General features: G+C 37.3%; 24 protein-coding genes. 16 read left to right on the plus strand and 8 right to left on the minus strand.

Annotated elements, in window-relative coordinates; genetic code table 11:
* The first annotated feature begins 57 nt into the window (after positions 1 to 57).
* Together LV704_RS03140 and LV704_RS03145 are read left to right on the plus strand one after the other, a co-directional pair.
* Complete coding sequence (locus LV704_RS03140) at positions 58 to 3,288, plus strand: SusC/RagA family TonB-linked outer membrane protein (RefSeq protein WP_163421785.1); 3,231 nt, start codon at positions 58 to 60, stop codon at positions 3,286 to 3,288.
* A gap of 5 nt (positions 3,289 to 3,293) precedes the next feature.
* The gene (locus LV704_RS03145) at positions 3,294 to 4,727 is read left to right on the plus strand and encodes a SusD/RagB family nutrient-binding outer membrane lipoprotein (protein ID WP_163421784.1); all 1,434 of its coding nucleotides are present in this window, start codon (positions 3,294 to 3,296) and stop codon (positions 4,725 to 4,727) included.
* A gap of 105 nt (positions 4,728 to 4,832) precedes the next feature.
* Here the strand turns inward: LV704_RS03145 and LV704_RS03150 are convergent, their stop codons facing one another.
* The 3 genes from LV704_RS03150 to LV704_RS03160 all read right to left on the minus strand — a co-directional run bounded on the left by LV704_RS03150 (position 4,833) and on the right by LV704_RS03160 (position 6,397).
* Positions 4,833 to 5,144: a rhodanese-like domain-containing protein gene (locus LV704_RS03150; RefSeq protein ID WP_163421783.1), complete on the minus strand. Its 312-nt coding sequence runs from the start codon at positions 5,142 to 5,144 to the stop codon at positions 4,833 to 4,835.
* A 74-nt stretch (positions 5,145 to 5,218) separates the two neighbouring features.
* Entirely contained in the window at positions 5,219 to 5,836 is a 618-nt protein-coding gene (locus tag LV704_RS03155) for a thioredoxin family protein (RefSeq protein ID WP_163421782.1), read from the minus strand.
* Positions 5,837 to 5,842: 6 nt separating this feature from the next.
* Positions 5,843 to 6,397, minus strand: a complete 555-nt coding sequence (locus LV704_RS03160; protein WP_163421781.1) for a TlpA disulfide reductase family protein — start codon at positions 6,395 to 6,397, stop codon at positions 5,843 to 5,845.
* Between the two features lie 133 nt (positions 6,398 to 6,530).
* On the opposite strand from LV704_RS03160, the gene LV704_RS03165 reads away from it, so the two are divergent.
* From LV704_RS03165 to LV704_RS03225, 13 genes are all read left to right on the plus strand, one after another.
* Positions 6,531 to 6,977 carry a MarR family winged helix-turn-helix transcriptional regulator gene (locus tag LV704_RS03165; RefSeq protein WP_163421780.1) on the plus strand — a complete coding sequence of 149 codons (447 nt, stop codon included), beginning with the start codon at positions 6,531 to 6,533 and terminating at the stop codon, positions 6,975 to 6,977.
* A 2-nt stretch (positions 6,978 to 6,979) separates the two neighbouring features.
* Positions 6,980 to 7,612: an NAD(P)H-dependent oxidoreductase gene (locus LV704_RS03170; protein ID WP_163421779.1), complete on the plus strand. Its 633-nt coding sequence runs from the start codon at positions 6,980 to 6,982 to the stop codon at positions 7,610 to 7,612.
* 41 nt (positions 7,613 to 7,653) lie between these two features.
* Entirely contained in the window at positions 7,654 to 8,229 is a 576-nt protein-coding gene (locus LV704_RS03175) for a YceI family protein (RefSeq protein WP_163421778.1), read from the plus strand.
* Between the two features lie 271 nt (positions 8,230 to 8,500).
* Positions 8,501 to 10,261 (plus strand): Ig-like domain-containing protein, encoded by a 1,761-nt coding sequence (locus LV704_RS03180; protein WP_163421777.1) that lies wholly within the window; start codon positions 8,501 to 8,503, stop codon positions 10,259 to 10,261.
* Positions 10,262 to 10,497: 236 nt separating this feature from the next.
* Complete coding sequence (locus LV704_RS03185; protein ID WP_163421776.1) at positions 10,498 to 11,895, plus strand: anthranilate synthase component I family protein; 1,398 nt, start codon at positions 10,498 to 10,500, stop codon at positions 11,893 to 11,895.
* A 2-nt stretch (positions 11,896 to 11,897) separates the two neighbouring features.
* A complete protein-coding gene (locus LV704_RS03190) occupies positions 11,898 to 12,464 on the plus strand; it encodes an aminodeoxychorismate/anthranilate synthase component II (RefSeq protein WP_163421775.1) in 567 nt (188 codons plus the stop codon).
* Between the two features lie 86 nt (positions 12,465 to 12,550).
* Positions 12,551 to 13,546 (plus strand): anthranilate phosphoribosyltransferase, encoded by a 996-nt coding sequence (gene trpD, locus LV704_RS03195; protein ID WP_163421774.1) that lies wholly within the window; start codon positions 12,551 to 12,553, stop codon positions 13,544 to 13,546.
* Complete coding sequence (trpC, locus tag LV704_RS03200) at positions 13,543 to 14,328, plus strand: indole-3-glycerol phosphate synthase TrpC (RefSeq protein ID WP_163421773.1); 786 nt, start codon at positions 13,543 to 13,545, stop codon at positions 14,326 to 14,328. Before trpD ends, trpC begins: the two co-directional genes overlap by 4 nt.
* On the plus strand, positions 14,325 to 15,044 hold the full coding sequence (locus LV704_RS03205) for a phosphoribosylanthranilate isomerase (RefSeq protein WP_163421772.1): 720 nt from the start codon (positions 14,325 to 14,327) through the stop codon (positions 15,042 to 15,044). Before trpC ends, LV704_RS03205 begins: the two co-directional genes overlap by 4 nt.
* Positions 15,041 to 16,222: a tryptophan synthase subunit beta gene (trpB, locus tag LV704_RS03210; RefSeq protein WP_163421771.1), complete on the plus strand. Its 1,182-nt coding sequence runs from the start codon at positions 15,041 to 15,043 to the stop codon at positions 16,220 to 16,222. Before LV704_RS03205 ends, trpB begins: the two co-directional genes overlap by 4 nt.
* Positions 16,219 to 16,980, plus strand: coding sequence for a tryptophan synthase subunit alpha (trpA, locus tag LV704_RS03215; RefSeq protein ID WP_163421770.1), 762 nt, complete (start codon positions 16,219 to 16,221; stop codon positions 16,978 to 16,980). The genes trpB and trpA overlap by 4 nt, the downstream gene beginning before the upstream one ends.
* A 21-nt stretch (positions 16,981 to 17,001) precedes the next feature.
* Positions 17,002 to 18,507 carry a M20/M25/M40 family metallo-hydrolase gene (locus tag LV704_RS03220; protein ID WP_163421769.1) on the plus strand — a complete coding sequence of 502 codons (1,506 nt, stop codon included), beginning with the start codon at positions 17,002 to 17,004 and terminating at the stop codon, positions 18,505 to 18,507.
* A gap of 179 nt (positions 18,508 to 18,686) precedes the next feature.
* Positions 18,687 to 19,112 (plus strand): LytTR family DNA-binding domain-containing protein, encoded by a 426-nt coding sequence (locus LV704_RS03225; protein ID WP_163421768.1) that lies wholly within the window; start codon positions 18,687 to 18,689, stop codon positions 19,110 to 19,112.
* Between the two features lie 7 nt (positions 19,113 to 19,119).
* On the opposite strand, the gene LV704_RS03230 is transcribed toward LV704_RS03225, so the two are convergent.
* The 5 genes from LV704_RS03230 to LV704_RS03250 all read right to left on the minus strand — a co-directional run bounded on the left by LV704_RS03230 (position 19,120) and on the right by LV704_RS03250 (position 25,034).
* Entirely contained in the window at positions 19,120 to 19,809 is a 690-nt protein-coding gene (locus tag LV704_RS03230; RefSeq protein ID WP_233782132.1) for a uracil-DNA glycosylase family protein, read from the minus strand.
* Positions 19,810 to 19,857: 48 nt separating this feature from the next.
* On the minus strand, positions 19,858 to 22,413 hold the full coding sequence (locus LV704_RS03235) for a phosphoenolpyruvate carboxylase (RefSeq protein WP_163421767.1): 2,556 nt from the start codon (positions 22,411 to 22,413) through the stop codon (positions 19,858 to 19,860).
* 151 nt (positions 22,414 to 22,564) lie between these two features.
* The gene (gene yaaA, locus LV704_RS03240) at positions 22,565 to 23,326 is read right to left on the minus strand and encodes a peroxide stress protein YaaA (protein ID WP_163421766.1); all 762 of its coding nucleotides are present in this window, start codon (positions 23,324 to 23,326) and stop codon (positions 22,565 to 22,567) included.
* A 92-nt stretch (positions 23,327 to 23,418) separates the two neighbouring features.
* Positions 23,419 to 24,444 (minus strand): RluA family pseudouridine synthase, encoded by a 1,026-nt coding sequence (locus LV704_RS03245; protein ID WP_163421765.1) that lies wholly within the window; start codon positions 24,442 to 24,444, stop codon positions 23,419 to 23,421.
* 2 nt (positions 24,445 to 24,446) lie between these two features.
* Positions 24,447 to 25,034, minus strand: coding sequence for a PASTA domain-containing protein (locus tag LV704_RS03250; RefSeq protein WP_163421764.1), 588 nt, complete (start codon positions 25,032 to 25,034; stop codon positions 24,447 to 24,449).
* A gap of 76 nt (positions 25,035 to 25,110) precedes the next feature.
* Here LV704_RS03250 and LV704_RS03255 point away from each other — a divergent pair, with 76 nt between their 5' ends.
* Positions 25,111 to 26,085 carry a D-alanine--D-alanine ligase gene (locus LV704_RS03255; RefSeq protein WP_163421763.1) on the plus strand — a complete coding sequence of 325 codons (975 nt, stop codon included), beginning with the start codon at positions 25,111 to 25,113 and terminating at the stop codon, positions 26,083 to 26,085.
* Positions 26,086 to 26,093 lie beyond the last annotated feature (8 nt).

Genomic DNA, 26,093 nt, shown 5'->3' on the forward strand with positions numbered 1-26,093 from the left:
CAATTCCTACTAAATCATACAAACCCATGACCCCAAAATCTAACCAAAACCTACTTTATGATTACGCTAATCAAAAAATTATCTCCACTTACACTGATATTGCTGTCAGCCAATATGCATGCGCAAAAAACAGTTTCTGGCACTATATCGGATGATTTTGACACCTTGCCCGGCGCAAGCATTGTTATAAAGAGTACCGCCAAGGGCACCATCTCAGATTTTGATGGCAAATATTCCATTGAAGTCCCAAACAATGAGGCTATACTGGTTTTCAGTTTTTTAGGGTACGTTGATAAAGAAGTGGTCATTGGGGATAAAATCTTGTTAAATATTAAGCTAGAGGAAGATGCCCAGGTTCTTGATGAAGTGGTAGTGAATGCTTTGGGTATAGAAGTGGACAAAAAAACGTTAGGAACTACGGTTTCCAGAGTCAAAGCTGAGAATTTGGCAACATCTGGAGAGGTCAATATCATAAATGCGCTGCAGGCAAAAGCGTCTGGTGTAAGGGTAGCAAGATCCAATGGTGACCCCGGTGCCGGTGCAACCATTCAAATTCGTGGAGCCAATACAATTTCTGGAAGTACCCAACCATTAATTATCCTGGATGGTGTCCCGATAAGCAATGATAATCTAAATGGCAGTAGTGATCCAGATAGCGGAACTTCACAACAATCCAGATTAAATGATATCAATGAGGATGATATTGAATCCATAGACATTTTAAAAGGAGCATCAGCTGCAGCAATTTGGGGTTCCCAGGCAGCTAATGGTGTTTTAGTAATCACCACCAAAAGAGGGAGGAATACAGGAAAACTAAACATCAGCTACAAGACAAGTGTCTATGTGGACAGGATAGCTAATTTCCATCCATTACAGACAACCTATGGACAAGGTAACGAAGGAGTTTATGGCAATGATTTTGTGAGCAGTGCCTCTTGGGGAGATAGGATATCATCAAGGCCAAACGCTCAAGATGAATTCTACACCAAAGAAGAAGAGGGTTTTTTTACGGATCAGAGCGGACGGGAATGGTTGCTTATAAAATCTAAAAACTCTAGGCAGACTTTTATAAAGAGCAACATGGATAAGGTCTTTCAAGAAGCCTTTTCCCAAAGACACAATTTGAGCATCAATAACGCCAATGAAAATGGGAGGTACCGTTTTAGCATAGCTGTATTAGATCAAGAAGGAATTATCAAGGAAAGTGATTACAAAAGAATTAATCTAGGATTCAGCGGAAAATATGTTTTTAACGATAAATTAAGCGTCCGTTCCAAAGTAAGATATACCAATACAAAATCCATAAGAATACAACAAAATTCCAATACCGCTGGATTATTGCTAGGCTTACTGAGAGGGGCTCCTGATTTTGACATTTCTGGATATAGCGGCACTTATACAGATGAAGATGGAATTCAAAACAGGAATAGACATCGTTCCTATAGAAATCCAATTGGTGCTTCTACCAACCCTGGCTACAACAATCCACTCTGGACGCTTTACAGGCAAAAAAGTCCCAATGTTGTAGATAGATTAATCACCTCTGCCGACTTTGACTACAAATACAATAAATGGCTACGGTTTAAATTAAGAGGAAGTTATGATGCTTACTTTGATGAACGCAGGTATTTCTTTCCTGTGCACACGGCTGGGAGGGGCACTGGAAGATTCAACTTGGACAATATCAATAATAGAATCCTAAACTTTGATTTCATTGTAAGAACCAAAGCTTTAAAAATTAATAAAAGTATAAAAGGGAACCTTTTGGTGGGCTATAACTTTAATGATAGAAACAGAAAATCCGTATATAACGAAGGTGCAAATTTTCTGGTGGATACAGAAGCACAGGTTTTTTCAAATTCTACAGAAATTGAAACTCCTAGACATTTTATAACACAAAGTCGCAAGTTCAGGGTTTACTATACCGCCGGTCTAGATATTAAAAAACAACTTTTTCTGAATACCTCTGGTGCAATGGAAAGAGCTTCGACCATCAACGGGGCATTTTTTTATCCCTCAGTTGATGCTTCTTGGTTATTCACAAATCTTAAGGCACTTGAGAATAGTTTATTATTGACTTCTGGGAAATTAAGATTGGGTGTAGGTCAAGTAGGTGTTGAGCCCCGAGCACACAGGGCCCAAACAACTTATGAAACACCAACTTATTCCGATTATTCAGACCCGCTGCAGCTCGAAGATTTTGGTGGCGGATACAGATTCAACAACAACCTGGGCAATTCAAATCTTAAACCTGAGATTAAGACAGAATATGAAGCAGGTTTAGATCTGAAATTTTTTGATAACAGGTTGTCCTTCAACGGAACATATTATTACAACACCGTGAAAGACATTCTTATATCCCTTCCAAAATCCCCTAGTACAGGAGCCGATAATTTTTATGCAAATGGGGCGAGTCTTGAGAACAGAGGTATTGAATTGGACTTCAATTATGATTTTATCAAAAATAATAAAGGGCTTAAAGCATCATTGTACGGAAATTTCAATAACAACAGAAACAAAGTGCTATCCATACTAGGCTCCAATTCCATAGCGCTTACAAACAATTCCATCAGTTCTAGGGCCATTGTTGGGTATCCGATGGGAACGCTATGGGGTTCAAAGGCCATGAGAACCGCTGACGGATCTTTTGATTTGGACGAAAACGGATTTCCCCAATTAGCCCCAGAACAAGGAGTATTGGGAGATCCTAATCCAGAATGGAGGGGTGGTCTTGGATTACGCATTAAATACAGAAGTTTTTCTTTCAACACTTTAATTGAACATTCACAAGGAGGAGTATTTGCCGAAAGAACGCGTTTTATTCTTAGAAATTTTGGGACCCATAAAGATGTTGGTCGTACCATAATACCAACTACGGAGCTGTTGGACAGGGCAGGAAACTTATACCCAATTGGAATCCCCGTACGCGGAAACATAAGAGACTTTGGAGGAGGTCCAGTACTCCTGAACGAATCTTACTATACCACAATAGGAGGTGGTTTCGGTTCTTCAGTTATAAATGAATTTGCAATTAACCCAGATGCAACGTGGACACGCTTAAGCGAACTTTCTTTTGGTTATGTCCTAAATTCTGAACGGTTTAGGCAAAAGACCAAACTGGCATCTATTTCTTTTACCCTCACAGGAAGGAATCTATATCTATGGACAGATATTTTGGGAGTAGACCCTCAAACCAACCAAACAGGGGTTGATAATGGCTTTGGTGTAGATTATTTCACTAATCCAGCATCTAAAACGTACTCACTCACACTAGAAATTAAATATTAAAAAATATGAGAACAAAAATCCTTATCGGAATATACTGTACTTTCTTAATGTTTTCATGTAGTGAATCATTTGAAGAATTGAATCGTAACCCCAACGCTATAACAACAGACGAATTAATACCTCCAGACTTATTGGTAAAAGGCACTATGTTAGCCAATATATCACTGAACATGAGTCATCTTCAACGTATTTCAGGAATGTGGTCAGGACAATACCGAGGTGAGATAGCATTATATCTAGGACTGTATAACTATGATTTTTCATCAGAAGAATCAAACAGTGGTTGGGGATATCTGTATAATGGCATTCTAAAACAGAACAGAGAAATAGGGAGATACTATAATATAAACGGAATTGATGGTAAAGGCATACTCATAACGGCAATCACACGCATTATAGAAGCTCACGCAGTTGGGACCGCAACCGTAATTTGGGGAGACATACCTTATTCCGAAGCTGTAGTGGAAACCATAGAAGATCCCAAATTTGATTCCCAAGTAGATGTATATCGGTCTTTACAAATTTTACTGGATGAAGCGATTGTTTTATTGGAAAGTGATGTCATAGATGACAATTTATCAGAGGATATTTTTTTTGAAGGCGATAAAGAAAAGTGGAAAGAAACGGCTTATACGCTCAAGGCCAGGTATTATTTGCAGACCAAACAATATGATTTAGCTCATGAAGCTGCAAAGAAGGGTATATCCGCCCATGAAAATACAATGAAGTTTACACCTTTGGAAACAAGAATATTAGGAACTGAAAACGTATTGTATCGTTTTATGATTGGTGGGCGAAGAGGTTATATGAGCGCGGATGACACTTATTGTAGAAATCTTTTAAGCACCAATGAAGGCAATAGAAATAATGCAAAAACCAATGAAAAAGCAAGAAGAAACTATTTAAATGCAGGTGCATCCACCGGTACTGGAAGAACAAATATTATAAATGGGGAACTTACCCCTATGAATTTGGTAAGCTACCAAGAAAATTTATTGATATTGGCAGAAACTGGTGCAAGAACCGTTTCTTTTGGGGAAGGACTTTCTCAATTGAACTTGGTCAGGGCTTTCTTAGAATCTGAGAACTCTTTTGATTTACGATTTTCTTCCGATGAAGACGATAAAATATATCAACCTTATGAAGAAATCGATTTTGAAATTAATGGAATGGAAAATCAAGATGGAATTGACAAGAATCGGGCACTATTACGAGAAATAATAGAAGAACGATATGTGACCGGTTTTGGCACCTTTATCCCATGGAACGATTTAAGGAGACTACAGAATGAACCTGATATTACGGTACCCGTTCCCTTTAATAAATCAGATATTTCTATCCACCCGCAACGCTTTATTATTTCACAAAATGAATTTGAGTCGAATTCCAACAGTCCAAGCGGTCTATCTATTTTTGACCCCATACCCATAAATCAATAAACTATTAAGGTTTGTAGAGAGCGCCAAAAAATGCAGCCTAATTCTTATCAGAATAAGCACAATAAAAATATATTGACTGTTCAGTATGTTCCAAAGGGATAGGTACTAACCAACTGTTTCACCTTCCCAATTCATAAACCCGCCTTCTAGGTTAAACGTGTTTTCTATTCCAACACTGTTCAGAATAGCGCAGGCCTGAGCACTTCTGTTACCGGATCTGCAGTACACATAGAAATTTTTTGATTTGTCCAACTTTTCAATTTCGTTCAAAAAGTCTTGCCCTAAATAAATATCTATATTGGTGGCATTCTGTATGTAACCCTCCTCTACTTCTTCTGGAGTACGTACATCCAATACAAAGGCGTTAGCATCATTTTTTAGCTGATCCGCCCATTCTTCTTGTGATAAATCTGACATCTTTAATAATTTAAGTTCTGCAAAAATAAAAATCCGGAGCATTACTCCGGATTTAAATCGTTGTATTCTTCTAATTAAACTTTTATACTGCATCCAATGGCACGCGTAATAGTAGTTTTTATCTCTTTTCCGGCCAACATGGAATCCACGGCATTTTCCACAAATTTCTCTTCAACTTTGGATGCATCCCTGTTATTGTCATCAATAGCACCTATATATTGAACTACGTTACCTTTTGAAGTTTTTTTCAATAAGTACACATGTGGTGTCCTTGTTGCTCCATATTGTGGATATATTTTTTGACCTTCATCCAACAAATAAGGAAAAGTAAATCCCTTCTCCGCTGCTCTCGTTTTCATGGCTGCAAAACTATCCCCAGGTTTTTTCTCTGGATTATTGGGGTTTATTGCAATAACCGGAACACCCAGTGGCTTGTATTTAGCATCCAGAGCAATAATTCTATCTTCATAAGCGACGGAATAGGGACAAGTATTACATGTAAAAATGACTAAAAAACCTTTTGCGCTTTCAAAATCTGAAAGTGAGACCATTTTACCATCTACATTTTTTAAGGTGAAGTCTGTAGCGGTGTCTCCTATACCGTAACCTGCATCGGTACTAGTAAATTTTGAAGTAAAAGCACCTAATAAAACGACCAAAGCCAAAAGGCCCAAAACTTTAAGTGTTTTCATATAATATCAATTTATAAATTTGCTCAACTCTTCATTTAGTTCTTCATAGGTAAATCCTTGCTCATAAAAACCACGTTTGTTTTTATTGTATATTAAAGTTGCAGGTATGCCCCCACCCCACTCTTCAGCAACTTTTGGAATCCAGTCATTTTGTTTGGGATCATCCAGGATAATAACCTTGGATTTAATCTTTTTCTTTTCAACAAAAGGTTCTAGCTTGGATTTCCACATAGAGGGCATATCCAAACTCACCAAAATAACCTCAACATTATTGTCCTTTTGTACAGCATTTATTTTTTCAAAGTAGGGAAGCTCTACGATACAAGGCTTGCACCATGTAGCCCAAAAATTCACAACATAGGTTTTATCGTCCTCCATGTAGAGCAAGGGTTCAAAACTTTCAAAATCGTATACAGGGAATTTGACGGGGTCATTTAGTTCAGAGTGAACTTCAGCATATTCAGGTTGTGCGTCTTTCTCTGTATTATCACTTTTGGTCTTCCCATTGCAACCAGATGTTATAAATAACATTAGCATACCAAAAAATAACAAGTATTTCATTATCTGCATTTTATGTTATTAAAAGTAAATAAAGAGATTTTCCGCAATCTACTTTTAACAAAATTTTATCTGTTAAAGATAAGGACAATATAATTCGTTATTATACATTTGTATATACAATTGTTGTATTAACATGAATGTAGAGAAAATTATAAAAACGGATAAGGAGCTCCCTTTAAAGACCAGGACCATAATTCATTTTGCTTTGGTAAGTAATAAAATAAACGAGCAATTTGCTCTAGCTCTAAAACCCTTTGAAATTTCACAACAGCAATTTAATGTGTTACGCATTCTACGTGGACAAAAAGGTAAACCGTCAAACCTATCTACCATTAACGAGCGTATGGTCACTAAAATGAGCAACACAACGCGCTTGGTAGATAAGCTTATAATGAAAGATTATGTGAAGAGGTGGGTGTGCGAATCCAATAGACGCAAGGTAGAGATATTGATTACGGCCAATGGCAAAAATGTTCTGGAGAAAATTGACAAAACCATGGAAGATGTAGAAAAAGAGGTCCTTCAGAATTTCACCAAAAAAGAACTTGAAGAATTAAATATATTACTAGATAAATTTTAACAATGAACAACGTTTTAGAAAATAGAACCTGGCGTTATGCCACAAAAAAGTTTGACAGCACCAAAAAAGTATCAGATAATGATTTGGAAGTATTGCTTGAAGCCACAAGACTAAGTGCTTCTTCATATGGATTGCAACCATACCATGTTTTTGTTATAACCGATCAGAAAATTAGAGAGCAGCTGAGACCTGTTTCATGGGGGCAATCCCAAATTACAGATGCTTCTCACTTAATCGTTTTTGCCAATATCACCGATTTTGGGGAAGAACTAATGGATGATTATGTAAACAATGTCAGTACAACCAGAAATATTCCCTCTGAAGGGCTAAAAGGTTACGGTGACTTTATGAAATCTAAATTACTCGATTTGCCAGCAGATACGAAGAGTGTTTGGACAGCAAGACAAGCCTACATTGCCTTTAGTAATATGATGCAGGCTGCCTCAGAATTAAAAATTGATACATGCCCAATGGAAGGTTTTGAGTCTGAAGCATACAATGAAATTCTAGGCCTTTCAGAGAAAAACCTTAATGCTTCTGTAGTATTGGCAGTTGGTTATCGTTCAGATGAAGATGAAACCCAACATTATGCAAAAGTTAGAAAATCAAAAGAAGAATTATTTACCATTATATAACTATTAAACCTTAATTAAAACAAAAATTTAAGCACACAATCATGAAAAAGACAATTTTAAGTTTAGCGTTGACAGCAGTATTCGGATTTACTGCAATTGCCAGTCCAATAGATGGCGAAAAGAAAGCAGTAAAAGTTGATGAAAGCACGGTAACCTGGAAAGCTTATAAAGTAACTGGGTCACATACAGGAACCATAGCCCTAAAATCTGGTGCTTTGGAATTTGAAGGAGACAAACTTACGGGCGGAGAATTTGTGGTAGACATGACCTCTATTACTAATACAGATCTAGAAGGCGATTACAAAGGTAAACTTGAAGGACACCTTAATTCTGATGATTTTTTTGGAACAGCAAAAAATCCAACTTCTAGTTTAGTCTTTACCAAAGTTGAGGCATCTGGAAAAAACTCTTACAATGTTACCGGCGATTTAACCATAAAAGGTATCACCAAACCTGTAACTTTCGATGTTTCCATTTATGGCAGTAAAGCTACCGCTACATTAAAGGTAGATAGAGCGGCTTATGATGTAAAGTATGGTTCCGGAAGTTTTTTCGACAATTTAGGAGACAAAACAATTTATGATGAATTTGATTTAGTAGTTGATTTGCAGCTATAATCAATGCTAGTTTAGTGTTTGGAAATCCCGCTTAAGATAGCCTTAAGCGGGATTTTTGTTTATAAGGTTCAGTTGACTTCAAAAAAAGAAGTTTAAAAACTAATTGGTCAAACTTAATCCATGGCATTTCTTAATGACATACTACAATAACCCAACCTGTTGATTTGGTGAAATTTACTAGTATTTTTTAGCTTAAAATACGTATCTTCACAAAACCTATTAATGCTAGAATATTTTCCGCCCCAAGAATATCCTAATTAAAAATTTTACCATGAAACTAAAAGCAAAAGGACTCCTGTCCTTCCTAGTCACAGCTATGATATTGTTGTGCACAAATTCCTGTAACAAAGAAGAAAATAGTATTGCGGTAACGCAAGTTGAATTGAACAAATCGGTCTTGGGTATCCTAGTCGGAGAAACGTATACACTGGAAGCTACCTCTAATTTAGAAAACAGTGCTGTAGAATGGAGTAGCAGTAAGACAAATGTAGCCACAGTCAATAATGAGGGCCTTGTTGTTGGTATATCTCCAGGTACGGCAATCATAACAATAGAAGTAGGTAATGGAAAAGCCATTTGCACGGTAGTGATAAAAGAGAAGGAATTAATTCTTGAACTTAACAAGGAAAACCTAACCTTATTCTCTTTCCCAACATACAAAGAAACGCTCCAGGTCATTACAGATATAGGAGATAATAATGTTACTTGGGAAAGTAGTGATGAGAGTATTGCCACCGTAAATGAAAATGGAGAAGTAGTTCCTTTAGCAGTTGGCGAGAGTATTATTAGCGCAAGTGTGAACGATGTCACTACGGTTTGTATAGTGACTGTGATTGAAGGCCCCGTGACCTTACTCGAATTGGACCAAACGGAACTGAAAATGGATAAATTCGATACTGTCAAACTAAATATCTCATCAGTAGAGACCCAAGCTGAAGAAACAGGACCCGAAGTATGGCAGAGCAGTAACGAGAGTTTAGTCAGCGTTGATGATGAAGGTAATCTAACTTCTTATGGATTGGAAGGTACCGCATTAATAACATTAACAATAGACAATCTTACTGTCGAGTGTTTAGTTACTATTGGCCCAACAGTATATGTGACCGGGGATGATGGCGATATAGTTAGTTTGTGGCAAAACGAGATAAGTACAACCCTTACCGATGAGAATAGTGATTCTAATGGAAATTTTGTTTATGTGGATGGCGAAGACGTTTATGTAGCAGGTTATACCAGTAATGGTGCCGAGCGAATTGCCACGGTATGGAAAAATGAAGAGATTTTGTACAGTTTGACCGACGGCACTAAAGATGCCAAAGCAAAAACTGTAATTATTGATGGCGTGGATGTCTATACAACGGGATATGAAGATGATGAACAAGGTGATAAAATTGCCATGGTCTGGAAAAATGAAACGATTTTGTATGAATTGACTGATGGAAGCAATGATGCTTTGGCTTATTCTACCTACATAGATTCTGGAGACATTTATACGGTAGGGTATGAAAAAAATGTGAACGATACCCTTGTCAGTAAAGTATGGAGAAATGGTTTGTTGCTCTACACCTTGACCAATGGTGATTTTAATTCCATTGCAAATTCGGTACACGTAATTGCAGGTGAGGTCTATACAACGGGATATGAAAAAAATCCCAACAATACTTTTGTAGCAAAGGTTTGGAGAAACGATACTGAATTTTACGCGCTAACAGATGGCCAAAACAATGCCAACGCATATTCCCTATATCCAAACGGTAATGACATATACGTTGCGGGTTATGAAAATGATAATCAAGGAGGTAGAGTTGCTAAGGTGTGGCTAAATGGTAATGAGTTCTATGACCTTACTAGTTCTACAGATGAAGCGCGTGTGTATTCCGTATATATTTACGAAGACGATATATATGCGGCCGGATATGAAGAAAACGATGAAGGAATTGAGGTTGCCAAGGTCTGGAAAAATGGTGAAGAACTCTATGAATTAAGTAATGGTAGTGTAGATACAAGGGCCTACTCGGTTCATGTAGAATAACAGAAGGATAAAAAATGAAAGTCCCACTTTAGGCTATCTTCAGTGGGATTTTTAATTTTAAAGCTCAAAGTTTGCAAGTTTAAATTTCATTTCTATCTTTGAGGTAATGAATTTAAGAACAGTTAATACTTGGTGGTGGATGAATTTACGTCGAATATCGTGAACTAGTCCCCCATTGTAATCATATAGAGGCTTGTCATCACGACAAGCCTTTTTTAATTTATCACTATTTTGAAATGACCTATACATTACAAACACATTACAAAAAAATACTTGCCGATACCATTACGCCGGTTAGTGTTTACTTAAAGATTAGGGATAAATTTCCCAACAGCATTCTATTGGAAAGTAGCGACTACCATGCCAATGATAATAGCTTTTCCTATATCTGTTGCAACCCTATTGCTTCAATAAAGGTCCAAAATGAAATTATTACCCAGATTTTCCCAGATGGCACAAAAGAAGAGTTTCCAATTTCATCTACCACGGATGTCACAGAAATTGTTCATGATTTTGGCAAAAAGTTTTCAGTTTCCAGTAATGGTTTCAAATTTATAAACAACGGTCTTTTTGGGTATATGTCATATGATGCCGTTCGCTACTTTGAAAACGTAGAAATTTCATCAAAGGAAAACTCTATTCAAATACCGGACATTTATTATGCAGTGTATCAGAATATCATCGCAATAAACCATTTTAAAAATGAAGCTTATCTCTTTGCTCATTGCTTTGAAAGTGAGAGCAATGTTGATGAGATAGCCCAGTTGTTCAATGTAAGAAACTTTGCGTCTTATAATTTTTCAAAAGAGGGAGAGCCAAAATCGAACTTAGAAGATGAGGAATATAGGGAGCATGTGAAATTGGCGAAAAAACATTGTCAGCGAGGTGACGTATTCCAGTTGGTTTTATCAAGAAGATTCTCCCAAGCCTTTAAAGGAGATGAGTTTAATGTGTACAGGGCACTACGCTCCATAAATCCATCACCATATCTATTCTATTTTGATTATGGGGATTTTAAGATTTTCGGAAGCTCACCAGAAGCACAGCTCATTGTAAAAGAAGGAAAGGCAGAAATCCACCCCATTGCTGGCACCTACAAGAGAACAGGAAATGATGAACAGGATGCCGAATTAGCAAAAAAATTGGCTCAAGATGACAAGGAAAATAGTGAGCATGTCATGCTGGTAGATTTAGCCAGAAACGACCTCAGCAGAAATGGAAATACCGTGAATGTTGAGACTTATAGAGAAGTACAATACTTCTCCCATGTTATTCACCTAGTATCTAAAGTAACAGGGCAAAAGAAAAAGGATATCTCCACTATGAAAGTTGTTGCGGATACCTTCCCCGCAGGCACCTTGAGTGGCGCTCCAAAACATATGGCAATGCAACTTATTGAAAAGTATGAAAAAACTGGTCGTGCCTATTATGGCGGTGCTATTGGCTTTATGGATTTTAAGGGAAACTTTAACCATGCCATTATGATCAGAACGTTTTTGAGTAAAAATCATGAATTGCATTACCAAGCAGGAGCTGGTCTTGTGGCGGCCTCCGACCCGGAAATGGAATTACAGGAAACCTATAACAAATTAGGTGCTTTAACAAAAGCATTGGAAATTGCGGAAACAATCTAAGCATGGGAAGAAAGATTTTAATGATAGACAATTACGATAGCTTCACCTATAATTTGGTGCACTATTTAGAGGACTTGGATTGTGATGTTACGGTAAAACGTAATGATCAATTAACGCTGAAAGATGTTGACGCTTTTGATGAAATTGTGTTGTCTCCTGGCCCGGGAATACCAGATGAGGCAGGCTTACTCAAAGAAATCATCAAAAACTATGCGCCTACCAAACGGATTCTTGGGGTTTGCTTGGGACAACAGGCCATTGGTGAGGTCTTTGGCGGAAAACTGGTAAACCTTGATCAGGTGTATCATGGAATTGCCACTACCATTAAGATCACCAAGGAAGATGTCATTTTTGGTGGCATGCCTGACCAGATAGAAGTGGGACGCTACCACTCCTGGGTGGTACATCCTGAATTGCCGGAAAGCTTGGAAGCCACCTCAGTAGATGAAAATGGACAGATAATGTCCCTAAAACACAAAACGTATGATGTTACCGCTGTTCAGTTTCATCCAGAATCTGTATTGACCCCTGAAGGAAAACAAATGCTAAAAAATTGGTTAAACAAATAATTTAATGTCATTCCTGCCAAGGCAGGAATCCAAATTAATTATGAAATAGATTCCGCACCAAGTGCGGAATGACAATAAACAAAAAGATGAAGGAAACTTTAAATCGATTAATAAACCACGAAATACTATCTAAAAGCGATGCCAAGCAAATCTTGGTCAACATTGCCAAGGGTGATTACAACACATCGCAGATTGCAGCATTTTTGACTGTATATATGATGCGAAGCATCACTATTGAAGAATTGGAAGGTTTCCGCGATGCATTGCTGGAGCTTTGTTTAGCAATAGACCTATCGGACTATAATCCAATTGACCTATGTGGCACTGGAGGTGATGGTAAGGATACTTTTAATATCTCCACATTGGCATCTTTTGTAACAGCCGGGGCAGGTATAAAAGTGACCAAACACGGTAATTACGGGGTTTCATCTAAATGTGGCAGCAGTAATGTCATGGAGTTTTTAGGTATCAAATTCAGTAATGAAGTAGATTTCCTTAAAAGATCCATTGATGAAGCAGGAATATGTGTTCTGCATGCTCCCCTGTTTCACCCAGCCATGAAAAATGTAGCGCCAATTAGAAAAGAGCTTGCCGTTAAGACCTTTTTCAACATGCTAGGTCCTATGGTAAATCCTGCATTCCCAAAAAACCAGATGGTGGGTGTGTTCAATTTAGAACTGGCCAGAATGTATGGATATCTCTATCAAAACACGGATAAAAATTTCACCGTCCTTCATGCTTTGGATGGTTATGATGAAATCTCTTTGACAGGATCAACAAAAACTATTTCCAATAACTCTGAAGGGATGCTTACCCCTGTTGATTTTGGTGTGCAGCGCATTTTACAAGAAGAGATTACTGGCGGTGATGACGTAGCGCAATCTGCTCAAATATTTTTGGATATTTTAAACGGTAGAGGAACCGAGGCACAAAACAATGTGGTGTGCGCCAACGCTGGAATAGCTATTTCAACAGTAGAAGGCATAACGCCCAAACAAGGTTTTGAAAAAGCAAAGGAGTCACTCTTAAGCAAAAGAGGACTGGGAGCATTAAAAAAATTACAAGAGCTAAGCGCATCATGAATATCCTTGATAAAATAGTAGCGGATAAACGCAAAGAGGTCAATTTAAAAAAGTCGTTGATTCCCGTTTCGCAATTGGAGCAATCTGTTCTTTGTGGTCGAGACACGGTTTCTTTATCTGAGGCTCTTAAAAATAGTAATTCGGGAATTATTGCCGAGCATAAACGGCGTTCGCCTTCAAAATCGGTAATCAACCAAAAACTTAATGTTCAAGATGTAGCCAGAGGGTATGAAGAAGCTGGAGTTTGCGGCATGTCCGTTTTAACCGATGGAAAATACTTTGGAGGGTCTTTGGATGATTTATTACTAGCAAGATCAGTTACAAAGTTTCCTGTGCTACGAAAAGAATTCATTATTGATGAATACCAAATTTTGGAAGCCCTAGCACACGGTGCTGATGTAATTCTCTTGATAGCCGCCATTTTATCAAAAATGGAAATAAAAAACCTTTCAGAAATAGCAAAAAGTTTGGAATTGGATGTGCTTTTGGAAGTTCACAACGAAGAGGAATTGCATAAATCCATCATGCCAAGTTTGGATATGTTAGGGGTAAACAACCGAAATCTCAAAACCTTTGAGGTGAGTTTGGAAACTAGCAAAAGTCTGTCAAAATTGATTCCCGATGAATTTGTAAAAGTTTCGGAAAGTGGCATCAGTACCATTGAAGCCATTCAAAATTTAAAGCAATATGGCTATCAAGGTTTTCTGATTGGAGAGAATTTTATGAAAACGGAGGACCCCGGAAAGCATGCAACTGAATTTATAAAAGCCTTGGAACCATGAAATTCAAAGTCTGTGGAATGAACCAGAACCCAAAAGAAGTTGCTCAATTGCAACCGGATTATTTGGGCTTTATATTTTGGGAACCTTCAACACGCTATTTTGATGGTGACATGCCCGACTTGCCAAAATCCATTAAAAAAGTTGGGGTTTTTGTCGACGCTTCTATTGAGGAAGTACTTCAAAAAATTGAAAAGTATAAATTGAATGCAGTACAATTACACGGAACGGAAAGTCCTAAATATTGTAAGAATCTACAAGATAAGTTTCCGTCATTTCGAGCGCAGTCAAGAAAAAATAAGCTTACACTCCCTGAAAAGATTTCGACTCCGCTCAACCTGACAGCATTAGAAATCATCAAAGTATTTTCGATAAAAGATGACTTTGATTTTTCAATTCTTAAACCCTATGAAGCATCCTGCGATTATTATATGTTCGATACCAAAGGAAAACTACCTGGCGGTAACGGTTATGCCTTTGATTGGAGTATTCTAAAAGAATATCCTTCAGAAAAACCTTATTTCTTAAGTGGAGGTATTGGATTGGATGAAATAGAAGATTTATTGGCTTTTTTAGAAAGTCCAGCTTCAAAACGATGTTATGCCATAGATGTAAACAGTAGATTCGAGATACAACCAGGGCTCAAAAACATTGAACAACTAAAAGAATTTAAAAAGTTGTTGTCTGACAACTTTGAACCTAATACTAGCAATTCATGAGTTATCACGCTAACGAAAAAGGATATTACGGAGAGTTTGGTGGTGCGTTCATTCCAGAGATGCTTTATCCAAATACCGAAGAACTTCGTCAAAATTACATCCGCATTATGGAAGAACCTTCTTTTAAAGAAGAGTTTGACCAATTGCTCAAGGATTATGTTGGACGCCCCACCCCACTCTATTTTGCAGAAAGGCTATCAGAAAAATATCAAACTAAAATCTATCTAAAACGAGAAGATTTATGCCATACAGGTGCACATAAAGTGAACAACACCATAGGTCAGATATTAATGGCCAAAAAGCTCGGTAAAAATAGAATCATCGCTGAAACAGGTGCTGGACAACATGGCGTGGCTACAGCAACGGTTTGTGCTCTAATGGGCATTGAATGTGTAGTATACATGGGTGAAATTGATATTGCACGTCAAGCACCAAATGTAGCCCGCATGAAAATGTTGGGGGCAGAAGTACGGCCAGCTTTATCGGGTAGTAGAACATTAAAGGATGCCACAAATGAGGCCATCCGTGATTGGATCAATAATCCAGTGGATACCCATTATATAATAGGTTCTGTGGTCGGCCCTCATCCATACCCTGATATGGTGGCGCGTTTCCAATCGGTGATTTCCGAAGAAATTAAAACGCAGTTGTTAGAAAAAGAAGGCATCGAAAATCCAAGTTACGTGGTGGCCTGTGTTGGCGGAGGCAGTAATGCTGCTGGAGCATACTATCATTATCTGGATACCCCTGAAGTTGGAATTATTGCAGTGGAAGCAGCAGGAAAGGGTATTGACACTGGGGAAAGCGCAGCAACCTCTGCCTTGGGAAAAGTGGGAATTATTCATGGCAGTAAAACCCTTTTAATGCAAACCAATGATGGTCAAATTACCGAACCCTATTCTATTTCTGCAGGATTGGATTATCCTGGTGTTGGACCAATGCATGCCCATTTATTTAAATCAGGTAGAGGGGAATTTATTTCTATCACGGATGATGAAGCTATGACTGCTGGATTGGAAGTTTCACAACTGGAAGGAATTATTCCCGCTATAGAGACTTCCCATGCCTTTGCCATTTTTGAGTACAAAAAGTTTAAAAAAGAGGATATCGTAGTCATCAATCTTTCAGGGCGTGGTGACAAAGATTTACAGAATTATATTGATTATTTTAAATTATGAATCGAATCAATCAAAAACTAAAAGAGGACAAGAAACTGCTATCCATATACTTTACAGCGGGTTATCCTAGTTTAAATGATACTGCTAAAATAATCCAACACCTTGAACAGAATGGTGTGGACATGATTGAAATAGGTTTGCCTTTTAGTGATCCTTTGGCAGATGGTCCAACAATACAGGAAAGTTCCACGGCTGCCCTGAACAATGGCATGAACACTGAATTATTATTTGACCAGTTAAAAAACATTAGAAAAACAGTTTCCATTCCGTTAATCATGATGGGATACTTTAATCCAGTATTTCAATATGGTGTGGAAGCCTTCTGTCAAAAATGTCATGAAATTGGTATTGATGGCATTATTCTGCCCGACCTTCCTCTTGATGTTTATAAAGACGAGTATGAGGTCATCTTTAAAAAATACGGTCTAATCAATGTCTTTTTAATTACCCCGCAGACTAGTGAGAAACGCATCCGCGAAATTGATGCAGTTTCTGATGGTTTTATTTATATGGTAAGTTCTGCCAGTACCACTGGGGCAAAAACAGGATTTGGGGACAAAACCGAAACCTATTTTGATAAAATCAATGGTATGAATCTTAAAAACCCTCAAATTGTTGGCTTTGGCATCAGTAATTCCAATACTTTTAATCAAGCTACCAAAAAAACCAAAGGAGCAATTATTGGTTCAGCGTTCATAAAACATCTGACCCAAAACGGGGTTGAAAAAATTGATGATTTTGTAAGAGGAATTCGCTAAATTGAACTCAAAATCAGTTCAATGTTCACAATCAAAAGAATTCTATTTTTATTTACCATAACCTCTTGTTTTTCAGTTTTCTCCCAAGATTCTATTGCTGTTAAATCAGAAGTGAATGATGCTATAAAAGAACTAAAGGATTTTGTTTCCATTCCAAATGATGCACTTAGCGCAGATGATATTGATGATAATATCTTTTGGTTAAAGAAAAAGTTTGGTGAACGAGGATTTAATAGTACGGTATTGGAAACTGAGAACTTACCACTTTTCTTCGCCGCCTTGCCGATGGAAGACTCCAAACCCACCATGCTTATATATATGCATTTGGATGGCCAATCCGTGGACCCTTCAAAATGGAATCAACCCAATCCATACGAAACTGTTTTGAAAAAACCAGTTGAAGACGGTTATGAAACCATTTCCTTTGATGTTTTAGAGGAAGGCATTAACTACGACTGGAGACTCTTTGGTCGTTCAACCTCTGATGATAAGGGACCTATAGTCATGTTTTTGAATGCGATTGACCTGCTTAAAAAAGATAACAAGGAGATTCCCTTCAATATCAAAGTGATTTTGGATGGTGAAGAAGAAAAAAGCAGCAAACCATTACCAAAGGCTGTAAAACAATATAGAGAATTGCTTGAGGCGGATTTTTTGGTCATAAACGACGGGCCCGTGCATCCTTCAGGAGATCCAACAGTAGTATATGGCTGTCGCGGCATCACTTCTTTGACTCTCACCTCATATGGTCCAATAACGCCACAACACAGCGGACATTATGGAAACTATGCTCCAAATCCAGGGTTTCAACTTGCCCAATTATTGGCCAGTATGAAAGACAAGGAGGGTCGTGTAATTATTCCAGGATATTACAACGGTATTACTTTGGATGACACTGTTCAGGAAGTTTTAAAAAGTGTACCTGACAGTGATACTGAAATTTCGAAAAAACTTCAGTTTAAATCCGCTGAAAAAGTTGGTGGTTTCTATCAGGAAGCTTTGCAATATCCCTCTTTGAATATTAGAGGTTTAGGTTCTGGTTGGGTCGGAAAAAAAGCACGAACCATAGTACCAGAAAGTGCAACAGCTGAACTTGATCTGCGTTTGGTCCCTGAAAGTGATGGAGCCCGTTTAAAGAAACTGGTGAAAGACCATATTACCAAACAAGGATTTCATGTCTTGGACCATATTCCATCTAAAGAAGAACGTATGACCCATGATAAAATCATCACAGTAACCGAAGGTAGTGTTACGGACGCTTTCCGCACCAATTTGGACAATTCTTATGGAAATTTTTTAGTCGAAACCCTAAAGGCATCTTTTCAAAAAGAGGTGGTCCGTATTAGAATCATGGGAGGAACCGTTCCCATAGCGCCTTTTATCAATGAATTGAAGATTCCTGCATTTATTGTTCCAATGGTAAATGCGGACAATAATCAACATAGCCCTAACGAGAATTTAAAAATTGGGCAGTTGGCTTATGGAATTAGAGCATTTTATAACATCATTTCTACGCCAACCAATTAATCATCAAATTCTATATTTCAGTCTACAAACGGCAATTAACTTCGATGTATAAAAAACTGGTTTCTATAAAAATCATTAAAATCATGATTTTGTCCCTATAAGAAGGTCGTACATCTCTATTTTTCTTTATAAACCTGTAGGTGAAATTAACTTTGAATCAACATATTTACCTACTTACTATGAAATACTCAACTATTGTAATTGATGATTCATCAATTCAGCGTTTAGCTACATCCGTTTTGGTAAAGAATCATCCAAATCTAGAATTAATTGGTTCTTATGGGAATCCTTACGAAGCAATTAAAGCCATTTATGATCAAAAAGTAGATATTGTTTTCCTTGATGTCTTGATGGAGAATGTTGATGCTTTTGAATTGCTTGACAACATTGAAATCAATTCGGCTATCGTTTTGAACTCCACATGGGAAAATTTTGCAGAGAAGGCCTTTGATTATGGAATAAATGATTTTTTATTGAAACCGATGCCTAAAAAGAGATTCGATATTGCAATTGATAAAATTATTAAACAAATTGAACAAAAGAAGGTCAAGCAAATTAAAACCTTTCCTTTTTCAGAATTGCTTTCTAACTTTAATCTTAACTAAGGTCTACTTAGAAAAACTCTTTATACTGCATTACCCTAAAATCCAGCGTGTTAAATTTGGGGTTTCTACTTTTTAGATCTTTATAGGTTTGTAGACTCCCAACTGCCCTGTTGGCAGCCCCAGATGGCGCAGTCAACGATACCGTTTTTACAATTCTGGACTTCTCAGTTCCGTTCATTGAGCTAGGCAGCATAAACTGATGTACTCTCGGTACCTCACCAGAAACAACTTCTAATTGTAATCCATATTCTTTCAACTGTCTTCTAAAAAAATATTCAGGACCATTCTTGCTGTTTCCTCCAGTGAACAAGAGTGTGTCCACATTTGTATACTTCTGCAAATACATTATCAAATCTCTAAGTTTTGCATTTTGCATACCAAGATCAGATGCATCAATTTTATGTCTTTCTGCACTGCCCACAATATCGCAAACACCTATTTTCCTTTTCAACAAGAACTTTTTACGCTGCTCCGCAGCTTCAGCAGTAGTCTCATACTTAAGGTTTAAATCAAAAATTCTGTCTAAAATAGGCCAGAGCATTCCATTTCTGCTACCATAACAAAAGTCAACATCGTCTTCTTTCAACTCACCTGTAGTAAACCTTGGGGGTGGTAAGGTACCTACAATCAATTTTGTTGCCTCTGGAAAAAGAAATGGCTCGTAAGGATGGGTATGAACAAACAGTTTTGAGCTCAAGATTACAAATTGTTATTAAATCTATTTTCAAACTTAATGGTTTAAATCTTAAGCTGAATTTCTACTAGCATTAATGTTTCCGTACAACGACCTTGTAACTATTTTTTCATACAATTCTTTGTATTCCGAATTCTGGGTAATATGATACAGCGCGTTTTGTTGAATGACCAATAACGGAAGTACAATCTTTTCTCGAATCTTTACGGATTCTCTCGAAACCGCTTCGTCTTCCATTAAAATTTTATGCCCAGAAATCTGTAAAAGCATCTTTTTTGAAAGTTGGTATTCATCATGGAGTATATTCCAGAATTCTCCAAATTCTGAATCCTCTTTCATATAACTGGTCAACTCAAAATTGGTCTTTGCCAACGACATCATACTGTTCATCATCAATGCTCTAAAGAACGGTACTTCTTTAAACAGTTTTTTCACGTCTTCCAATCTTCCTTGTTGTCTAAAAGCCTCTATCGCTGAGCCTAAACCAAAATAGCCTGGTACATTTTGTTTTAATTGGCTCCAAGATCCTACAAACGAAATCGCCCGTAAATCCGAAAGTTCCAATTGTTTTTTGCTACCTCGTTTTCCAGGGCGGCTACCAATATTAGCTTTGGTATAATATTTCAATGTGCTCCTGTTCTCTAAATATGGGATGAATTTTTCGTGCTTTTTTAAGGCATCGTACTTGTCAAAACTTAATTCTGACAACTCTTCTATCAACTTTCGCTCATTAGCAGAAATCACATGTTCTTTGCCATAGAGATTATTGCTCAACCCAGCGGTGAGCAACTGTTCCGCGTTGTGAATAAACTGTTCCTTAGTACCATATGTACTTGTAATGGTCTGACCCTGAATGGTAAGCTGTATTTCGTGATTTGCCACATCTTTGGTCTGCGCAGCATAAAAACGATGCGTTTTACCACCTCCTCTTGCTGGTGGTCCTCCCCTACCATCAAAAAACATGGCCTTTATACCATTCTTCTTACAGACCTTGCTCAAGGTTTCTTTTGTTTTTAAAATGGACCAGTTAGCTTTTAGATAGCCTCCGTCTTTAGTACCATCTGAAAAACCGAGCATAATGGTATGATCATTTCCTCTGCGCTCTAAATGTTCTCGATAGCTGGGAATATTAAAAAGGGTTTGCATTACCTCTTCAGAAGCATCCATGCCTTTCATTGTTTCAAAAAGTGGGACAATATCAAAAGTAATCTCCTTTTCTTCCCAACCACACCATCTAAACAATCCAAATACAAAAAGAACGGAAAAAATATCCTCTGAATTACTGATGATGTATCGATTGCATCCATCTTCACCGTTGTTGTTCTGTATGCTTTTTAATTGCTGAATATTAATCAGGGTATCTTTTACAATATCTTCATCAAAATCGGCAGGATTAAGTGCCAAATCTTTTTTAAGAAGCCATTCCAACAATTCTTCTTTGCTCAATTCTTCAAGATGATCTTTAATGGCTCCATTCTTTTTAAGAACGGTCTCAACCGTTAAATAATGCTTACTATGGTCTTGACGAATATCCAAGGTTGCAAAATGCGTTTTAAAAATATGTACTCTATCTATTAGGTTATTCAAATCATCTAAATACAGGCCATGATAATCCGTGGTTAATTTCTCCCGGATTTTAATAAGTGATTCTATTATTTCTGGATAACCAATAACGAACTTGGCATCAAACATAGCCCTGTACAACTTATTGTTCAACTCTGTTAAATCTTGTTGCAAACCCTTGAATGTCAATTTTTTGCGCAATGCCTTTAGTTCATTGTAGTAACACTTCATTAGTGTTAGCCTAAGCTCATCTGCTACTTGCCTAGTGATTTCAGCTGTTACAAAAGGATTTCCATCGCGATCTCCTCCTGGCCAAAAGCCTAATTTCATAATGTTGTAGTTGGAAAAATCTTCAGCTCTAATATTGCTTTTTACATACTGAAACAATTCACCAATAGCATCATAATAGGTATGTCGTAAAATGTAGATGATATTTTTTGCCTCATCCAAAGGTGTAGGTTTTTTGGCATTTATCAGAGAGGTCAACCCTAACTGTTGAAGCGTAACATCAATTTCATTGACTTCATCCTCATTGATCAACGACTGCATTTTTGAAATAATGTCCAGCACCGCCGGAGTGTAGAATTGGGTAGGGTGCGCTGTAAGTACAATTCTTGCACTAAATGTTGACAATTTCTTGGCTATTTTATCCCAGTTCTTGCTTTGATCTACTAATTCAAAATAGTCTTTAATGGAAAGGGAATTGCTATATTCTTGCAATTTAGAAAAAGCGGAATCCTCAACACTATCATAAAGGACTACCTGACGCTCAACGTATTGGATAATTCTAAACATAAAATCCAATCTCTCTCTTTCGTCTTTGATATCTACAAAATTTGTAAAAAATATTTCTAAAATTTCTTGGGGCGTCTTTCCCTCTTTTAAACCTTTTTCACATTGGTCGAACAATAGTGGAACCAACATCACCACATTCTCGATATGCCGATAGGGCAATGTTAGAAATAGGCTATTATAAATATTGAATTTATTGGTTACCGATTTTTTAAACTCTTCTAAACGCTTTGCTTGTAGTACTGAATTCATCAGTGGAATGTGTTTCTAGGTTAGTTTTAAAAGGTCAAAGATCGTGATAAAAGTCAAAATTAACGACCTATTTTATCTACATCACAATTTAAAGCGTGACGGGGCATAAACCTAACATCTTTTCAAAAAACATGAGAACAGTAGGTAAAAACTACCTTATAAAAACAGGTTGGTTTTCTTTTAAGGTATGTTCTGCACTAAACACATAGCTGTCATAATCAAAACCCTTAAGTTCATCCAACGTCTGTGCATTGGTATCCAATATATAGCGAACCATTGAGCCTCGAGCTTTTTTAGCGAAAAAACTGATGACTTTTAGCTTGTCATTTTTCCAGTCTTTAAAAATTGGTGTTATTACAGGAACCTTAAGTTTCTTTTCATCCACCGCTCCAAAGTATTCGTTACTAGCTAAGTTGATGAACAACTCTCCATCTTCTAGTTCTGAATTTAAATGTTCGGTTAATGGTTTGCGCCAAAACTCATAGAGGTTCTTTTTACGAGCCACTTTTAATTGAGTACCCATTTCTAGACGATAGGGCTGCATTAAATCCAAAGGCTTTAAAACTCCATAAAGTCCAGATAAAATACGAAGTGTATCTTGAAGTTCATCCAACTTATTCTCAGGAATGGTATATGCATCCAAGCCTTGATAAACATCCCCATTGAATGAAAATACGGCAGGTCTTGAATTTTCCGGGGTGAACGGAGTTGAAAATTGTTGGTTTCTTTGCCAGTTGAGCTCTGCTAGATTAGCAGATATGGACATAAGCTTGGACAATGCTTTTGGTTTCTTCTTGACCAAAACACTGTTCAACTTTTTAGATTGTTCCAAAAACTCAGGCTGACTGTATTTTGATGTAGGCAGCGTTGTTTCAAAATCTAGCGATTTGGCTGGTGAAATAACAATTTTCATGGAAAACTAATTTTTAGTAAAAATAAAGAGAAAATGGTTTTTTAAACCATAAGTATAACAGGTGTTTTCAATTCTTCAATTGAAGAAAACTATTATTCACTATGCTTTGTATAATTCCTCCATTTTTCAATACAACTAACCATATCTTCGGGCAGTTCAGAGTTAAATTTCATAAACTCTCCCGTTTTTGGATGTTTAAAGCCTAAAGTTTTGGCATGAAGAGCTTGTCTTGGCAGAATTTTAAAGGAATTTTCCACAAACTGTTTGTATTTAGTAAAAGTGGTGCCTTTTAAAATTTTATTACCTCCATAACGCTCATCATTAAATAATGTATGCCCTATATGTTTCATATGAACACGAATCTGATGTGTCCTGCCAGTTTCCAGTCGGCACGAAACCAAAGTAATATAGCCCAATCGCTCAACAACCTTGTAATGTGTAACGGCCTCTTTTCCTTGATCACCATCAGGAAAAACAATCATTTGCAGCCGATTTTTTGGGTTTCTGGCAATATGTCCTTCAACCGTTCCTTCCTCTTCTTTCAAATTGCCCCAAACCAGTGCCAAATACTCTCGCTCACTGCTTTTCTCAAAAAACTGCTTTGCCAAATGGGTCATAGCGGCTTCCGTTTTGGCAATTACTAAAAGACCGGAGGTATCTTTGTCTATGCGGTGAACCAATCCAGGTCGTTCGGAACTGTTCTTAGGTAAGTTGTCAAAATGATGAACCAAAGCATTAATTAAGGTTCCTGAATAATTACCGTGACCAGGATGAACCACCATTCCAGCGGGTTTATTAACCACAAGGAGTGTTTCATCTTCATAAACAATATCCAACGGAATATCTTCAGGTGTCAACAGAAACTCGTAAGGAGGGTGTTCAAATAGAACTTTTACCTCATCACCTGCTTTTACCTTGTAGTTTTGTTTTACTAAAGTATCATTTACCCAAATATGCCCTTGTTTGGCTGCTTGCTGAATCTTATTTCGAGTAGCATTTTCTATAAAATTCATCAGAAATTTGTCCACCCTTAAGGGCTCTTGCCCCTTGGAGGCTACAAACTTGTGGTGTTCAAAAAGGTCATCCTGTGAAAGCTCGGTATTTTCTGAAGTATCCATAATTATTGGGAATCTGCCTGTACGCGAGCACTCCCAGGAATTGTTCCATTACCACAAATCAGCTCTATTTTTGATGTCTTGGGTAATTTATCACCAGGTTTCAAGTATTTCCCTTTGTGCTTCATTCTATAAACCATATCCCTTCCCAACTCATCTATATAGGTCACACGTTGCACGTCCAATCCTACTGCTCTTAACATAGATGCAGCATTACGTTGGGTAACTTGAATAATATCTGGAACCGTTACTTTTTTATATCCTGAAGGGTTCACGGTAAAGTAAATTTTTCGGTTGGACTTTACTTTATTACCCGCCGGTGGGTCTTGATCCAAAATAGAAAACCTAGGGTAATCTGGATTATAATTGGAAGAGTCTAAAACCTGATAGCGAAGTCCCGCATTTTCTACGGATTTGCGCATTTCAGTAACAGACATTTTTGAGAAATCCGGAACCTCAACAAACTCTCCATGATTTGTAGAACCCTTTAACCACTGTAGCACCAAAAAGCAAAAGAGGACAACAGAAACCAAGGCCAACCCTATTTGGATTAAGAAAATCTTACTTTTTAAAAAACTCAAAAAATGTTTCATGCATATGCCTTATCTAAACAAATATAGGAAAGCCAGTCCTTTTTTCTTTACTTTGACATAGTGATTCGACAAGCTGATGAAAAAAAACATTGCCATCATTATGGGTGGTTACTCTAGTGAATATGAAATTTCAATTAAAAGCGGTAACGTGGTGTATCAGTATTTGGATAAAACAGCCTACAATCCGTACCGTATCATCATCACAACTGAAAAATGGGTTTATCTAGATGAAGACAATACGGAATTCCCAGTAGACAAGTCGGATTTTAGTGTTACACTGAAAGATAAAACCGTTCATTTTGATTGTGTTTTTAATGCTATCCATGGATCTCCCGGAGAAGATGGCCTATTGCAAGCATATTTTGAGTTATTGAACATACCGCAAACATCATGTGACCATTATCAGGCAGCACTAACGTTTAACAAGAGAGATTTGTTAAGCGCACTTAAACCATACGGAATACATTGTGCCACATCTTTCTATTTAAATTTAGGGGATACCATTGATACAGATGCAATTGTGGACAAGGTAGGTCTTCCATGCTTTGTAAAAGCCAATAGGGCCGGCAGTAGTTATGGTATTAGCAAAGTACATGAAAAAGGTCATCTAGATGAAGCCATTACAAATGCTTTTAAGGAGGACAATGAGATAATTATTGAATCTTTTTTAGATGGAACAGAAGTGTCCGTAGGGGTTGTTACCTATAAAAATGAAGTCAAGGTACTCCCTATAACTGAGATCGTCACGGAAAACGATTTTTTTGATTATGAGGCAAAGTATGAAGGAAAATCACAAGAAATAACACCTGCAAGAATTTCTAAAGTACAGGAAGAACGTGTTAGAAAATGGGCTGAGTACATTTATAAAGCTCTTGGGTTAAAAGGTTATACGCGTAGCGAATTCATCTTTATAAAAGATGAACCCTATCTTTTAGAAGTCAATACTACGCCAGGTCTTACCGAGGAAAGTATTCTACCCCAACAAGCCAATGCATTGGGAATATCTTTAGAGGAACTATTTGGCAGTGCTATAGAAGAAACATTACGATAGAAAATCTG

Source organism: Flagellimonas sp. CMM7 (assembly GCF_021390195.1).
Lineage (GTDB): Bacteria > Bacteroidota > Bacteroidia > Flavobacteriales > Flavobacteriaceae > Flagellimonas.

What these genes read in the sequence shown, in the direction of transcription:
- LV704_RS03170 (WP_163421779.1), top strand. Translation starts at nt 6,980, where the DNA reads ATGAACAACGTTTTAGAAAATAGAACCTGGCGTTATGCCACAAAAAAG.
- trpD (WP_163421774.1), top strand. Translation starts at nt 12,551, where the DNA reads ATGAAGGAAACTTTAAATCGATTAATAAACCACGAAATACTATCTAAA.
- LV704_RS03255 (WP_163421763.1), top strand. Translation starts at nt 25,111, where the DNA reads ATGAAAAAAAACATTGCCATCATTATGGGTGGTTACTCTAGTGAATAT.
- LV704_RS03150 (WP_163421783.1), bottom strand. Translation starts at nt 5,144, where the DNA reads ATGTCAGATTTATCACAAGAAGAATGGGCGGATCAGCTAAAAAATGAT.
- LV704_RS03145 (WP_163421784.1), top strand. Translation starts at nt 3,294, where the DNA reads ATGAGAACAAAAATCCTTATCGGAATATACTGTACTTTCTTAATGTTT.
- yaaA (WP_163421766.1), bottom strand. Translation starts at nt 23,326, where the DNA reads ATGAAAATTGTTATTTCACCAGCCAAATCGCTAGATTTTGAAACAACG.
- LV704_RS03245 (WP_163421765.1), bottom strand. Translation starts at nt 24,444, where the DNA reads ATGGATACTTCAGAAAATACCGAGCTTTCACAGGATGACCTTTTTGAA.
- LV704_RS03140 (WP_163421785.1), top strand. Translation starts at nt 58, where the DNA reads ATGATTACGCTAATCAAAAAATTATCTCCACTTACACTGATATTGCTG.
- LV704_RS03185 (WP_163421776.1), top strand. Translation starts at nt 10,498, where the DNA reads ATGACCTATACATTACAAACACATTACAAAAAAATACTTGCCGATACC.
- LV704_RS03190 (WP_163421775.1), top strand. Translation starts at nt 11,898, where the DNA reads ATGGGAAGAAAGATTTTAATGATAGACAATTACGATAGCTTCACCTAT.
- LV704_RS03160 (WP_163421781.1), bottom strand. Translation starts at nt 6,397, where the DNA reads ATGAAATACTTGTTATTTTTTGGTATGCTAATGTTATTTATAACATCT.
- LV704_RS03180 (WP_163421777.1), top strand. Translation starts at nt 8,501, where the DNA reads ATGAAACTAAAAGCAAAAGGACTCCTGTCCTTCCTAGTCACAGCTATG.
- LV704_RS03175 (WP_163421778.1), top strand. Translation starts at nt 7,654, where the DNA reads ATGAAAAAGACAATTTTAAGTTTAGCGTTGACAGCAGTATTCGGATTT.
- LV704_RS03220 (WP_163421769.1), top strand. Translation starts at nt 17,002, where the DNA reads ATGTTCACAATCAAAAGAATTCTATTTTTATTTACCATAACCTCTTGT.
- LV704_RS03165 (WP_163421780.1), top strand. Translation starts at nt 6,531, where the DNA reads ATGAATGTAGAGAAAATTATAAAAACGGATAAGGAGCTCCCTTTAAAG.
- LV704_RS03155 (WP_163421782.1), bottom strand. Translation starts at nt 5,836, where the DNA reads ATGAAAACACTTAAAGTTTTGGGCCTTTTGGCTTTGGTCGTTTTATTA.
- LV704_RS03235 (WP_163421767.1), bottom strand. Translation starts at nt 22,413, where the DNA reads ATGAATTCAGTACTACAAGCAAAGCGTTTAGAAGAGTTTAAAAAATCG.
- LV704_RS03205 (WP_163421772.1), top strand. Translation starts at nt 14,325, where the DNA reads ATGAAATTCAAAGTCTGTGGAATGAACCAGAACCCAAAAGAAGTTGCT.
- LV704_RS03250 (WP_163421764.1), bottom strand. Translation starts at nt 25,034, where the DNA reads ATGAAACATTTTTTGAGTTTTTTAAAAAGTAAGATTTTCTTAATCCAA.
- trpB (WP_163421771.1), top strand. Translation starts at nt 15,041, where the DNA reads ATGAGTTATCACGCTAACGAAAAAGGATATTACGGAGAGTTTGGTGGT.
- LV704_RS03225 (WP_163421768.1), top strand. Translation starts at nt 18,687, where the DNA reads ATGAAATACTCAACTATTGTAATTGATGATTCATCAATTCAGCGTTTA.
- trpC (WP_163421773.1), top strand. Translation starts at nt 13,543, where the DNA reads ATGAATATCCTTGATAAAATAGTAGCGGATAAACGCAAAGAGGTCAAT.
- trpA (WP_163421770.1), top strand. Translation starts at nt 16,219, where the DNA reads ATGAATCGAATCAATCAAAAACTAAAAGAGGACAAGAAACTGCTATCC.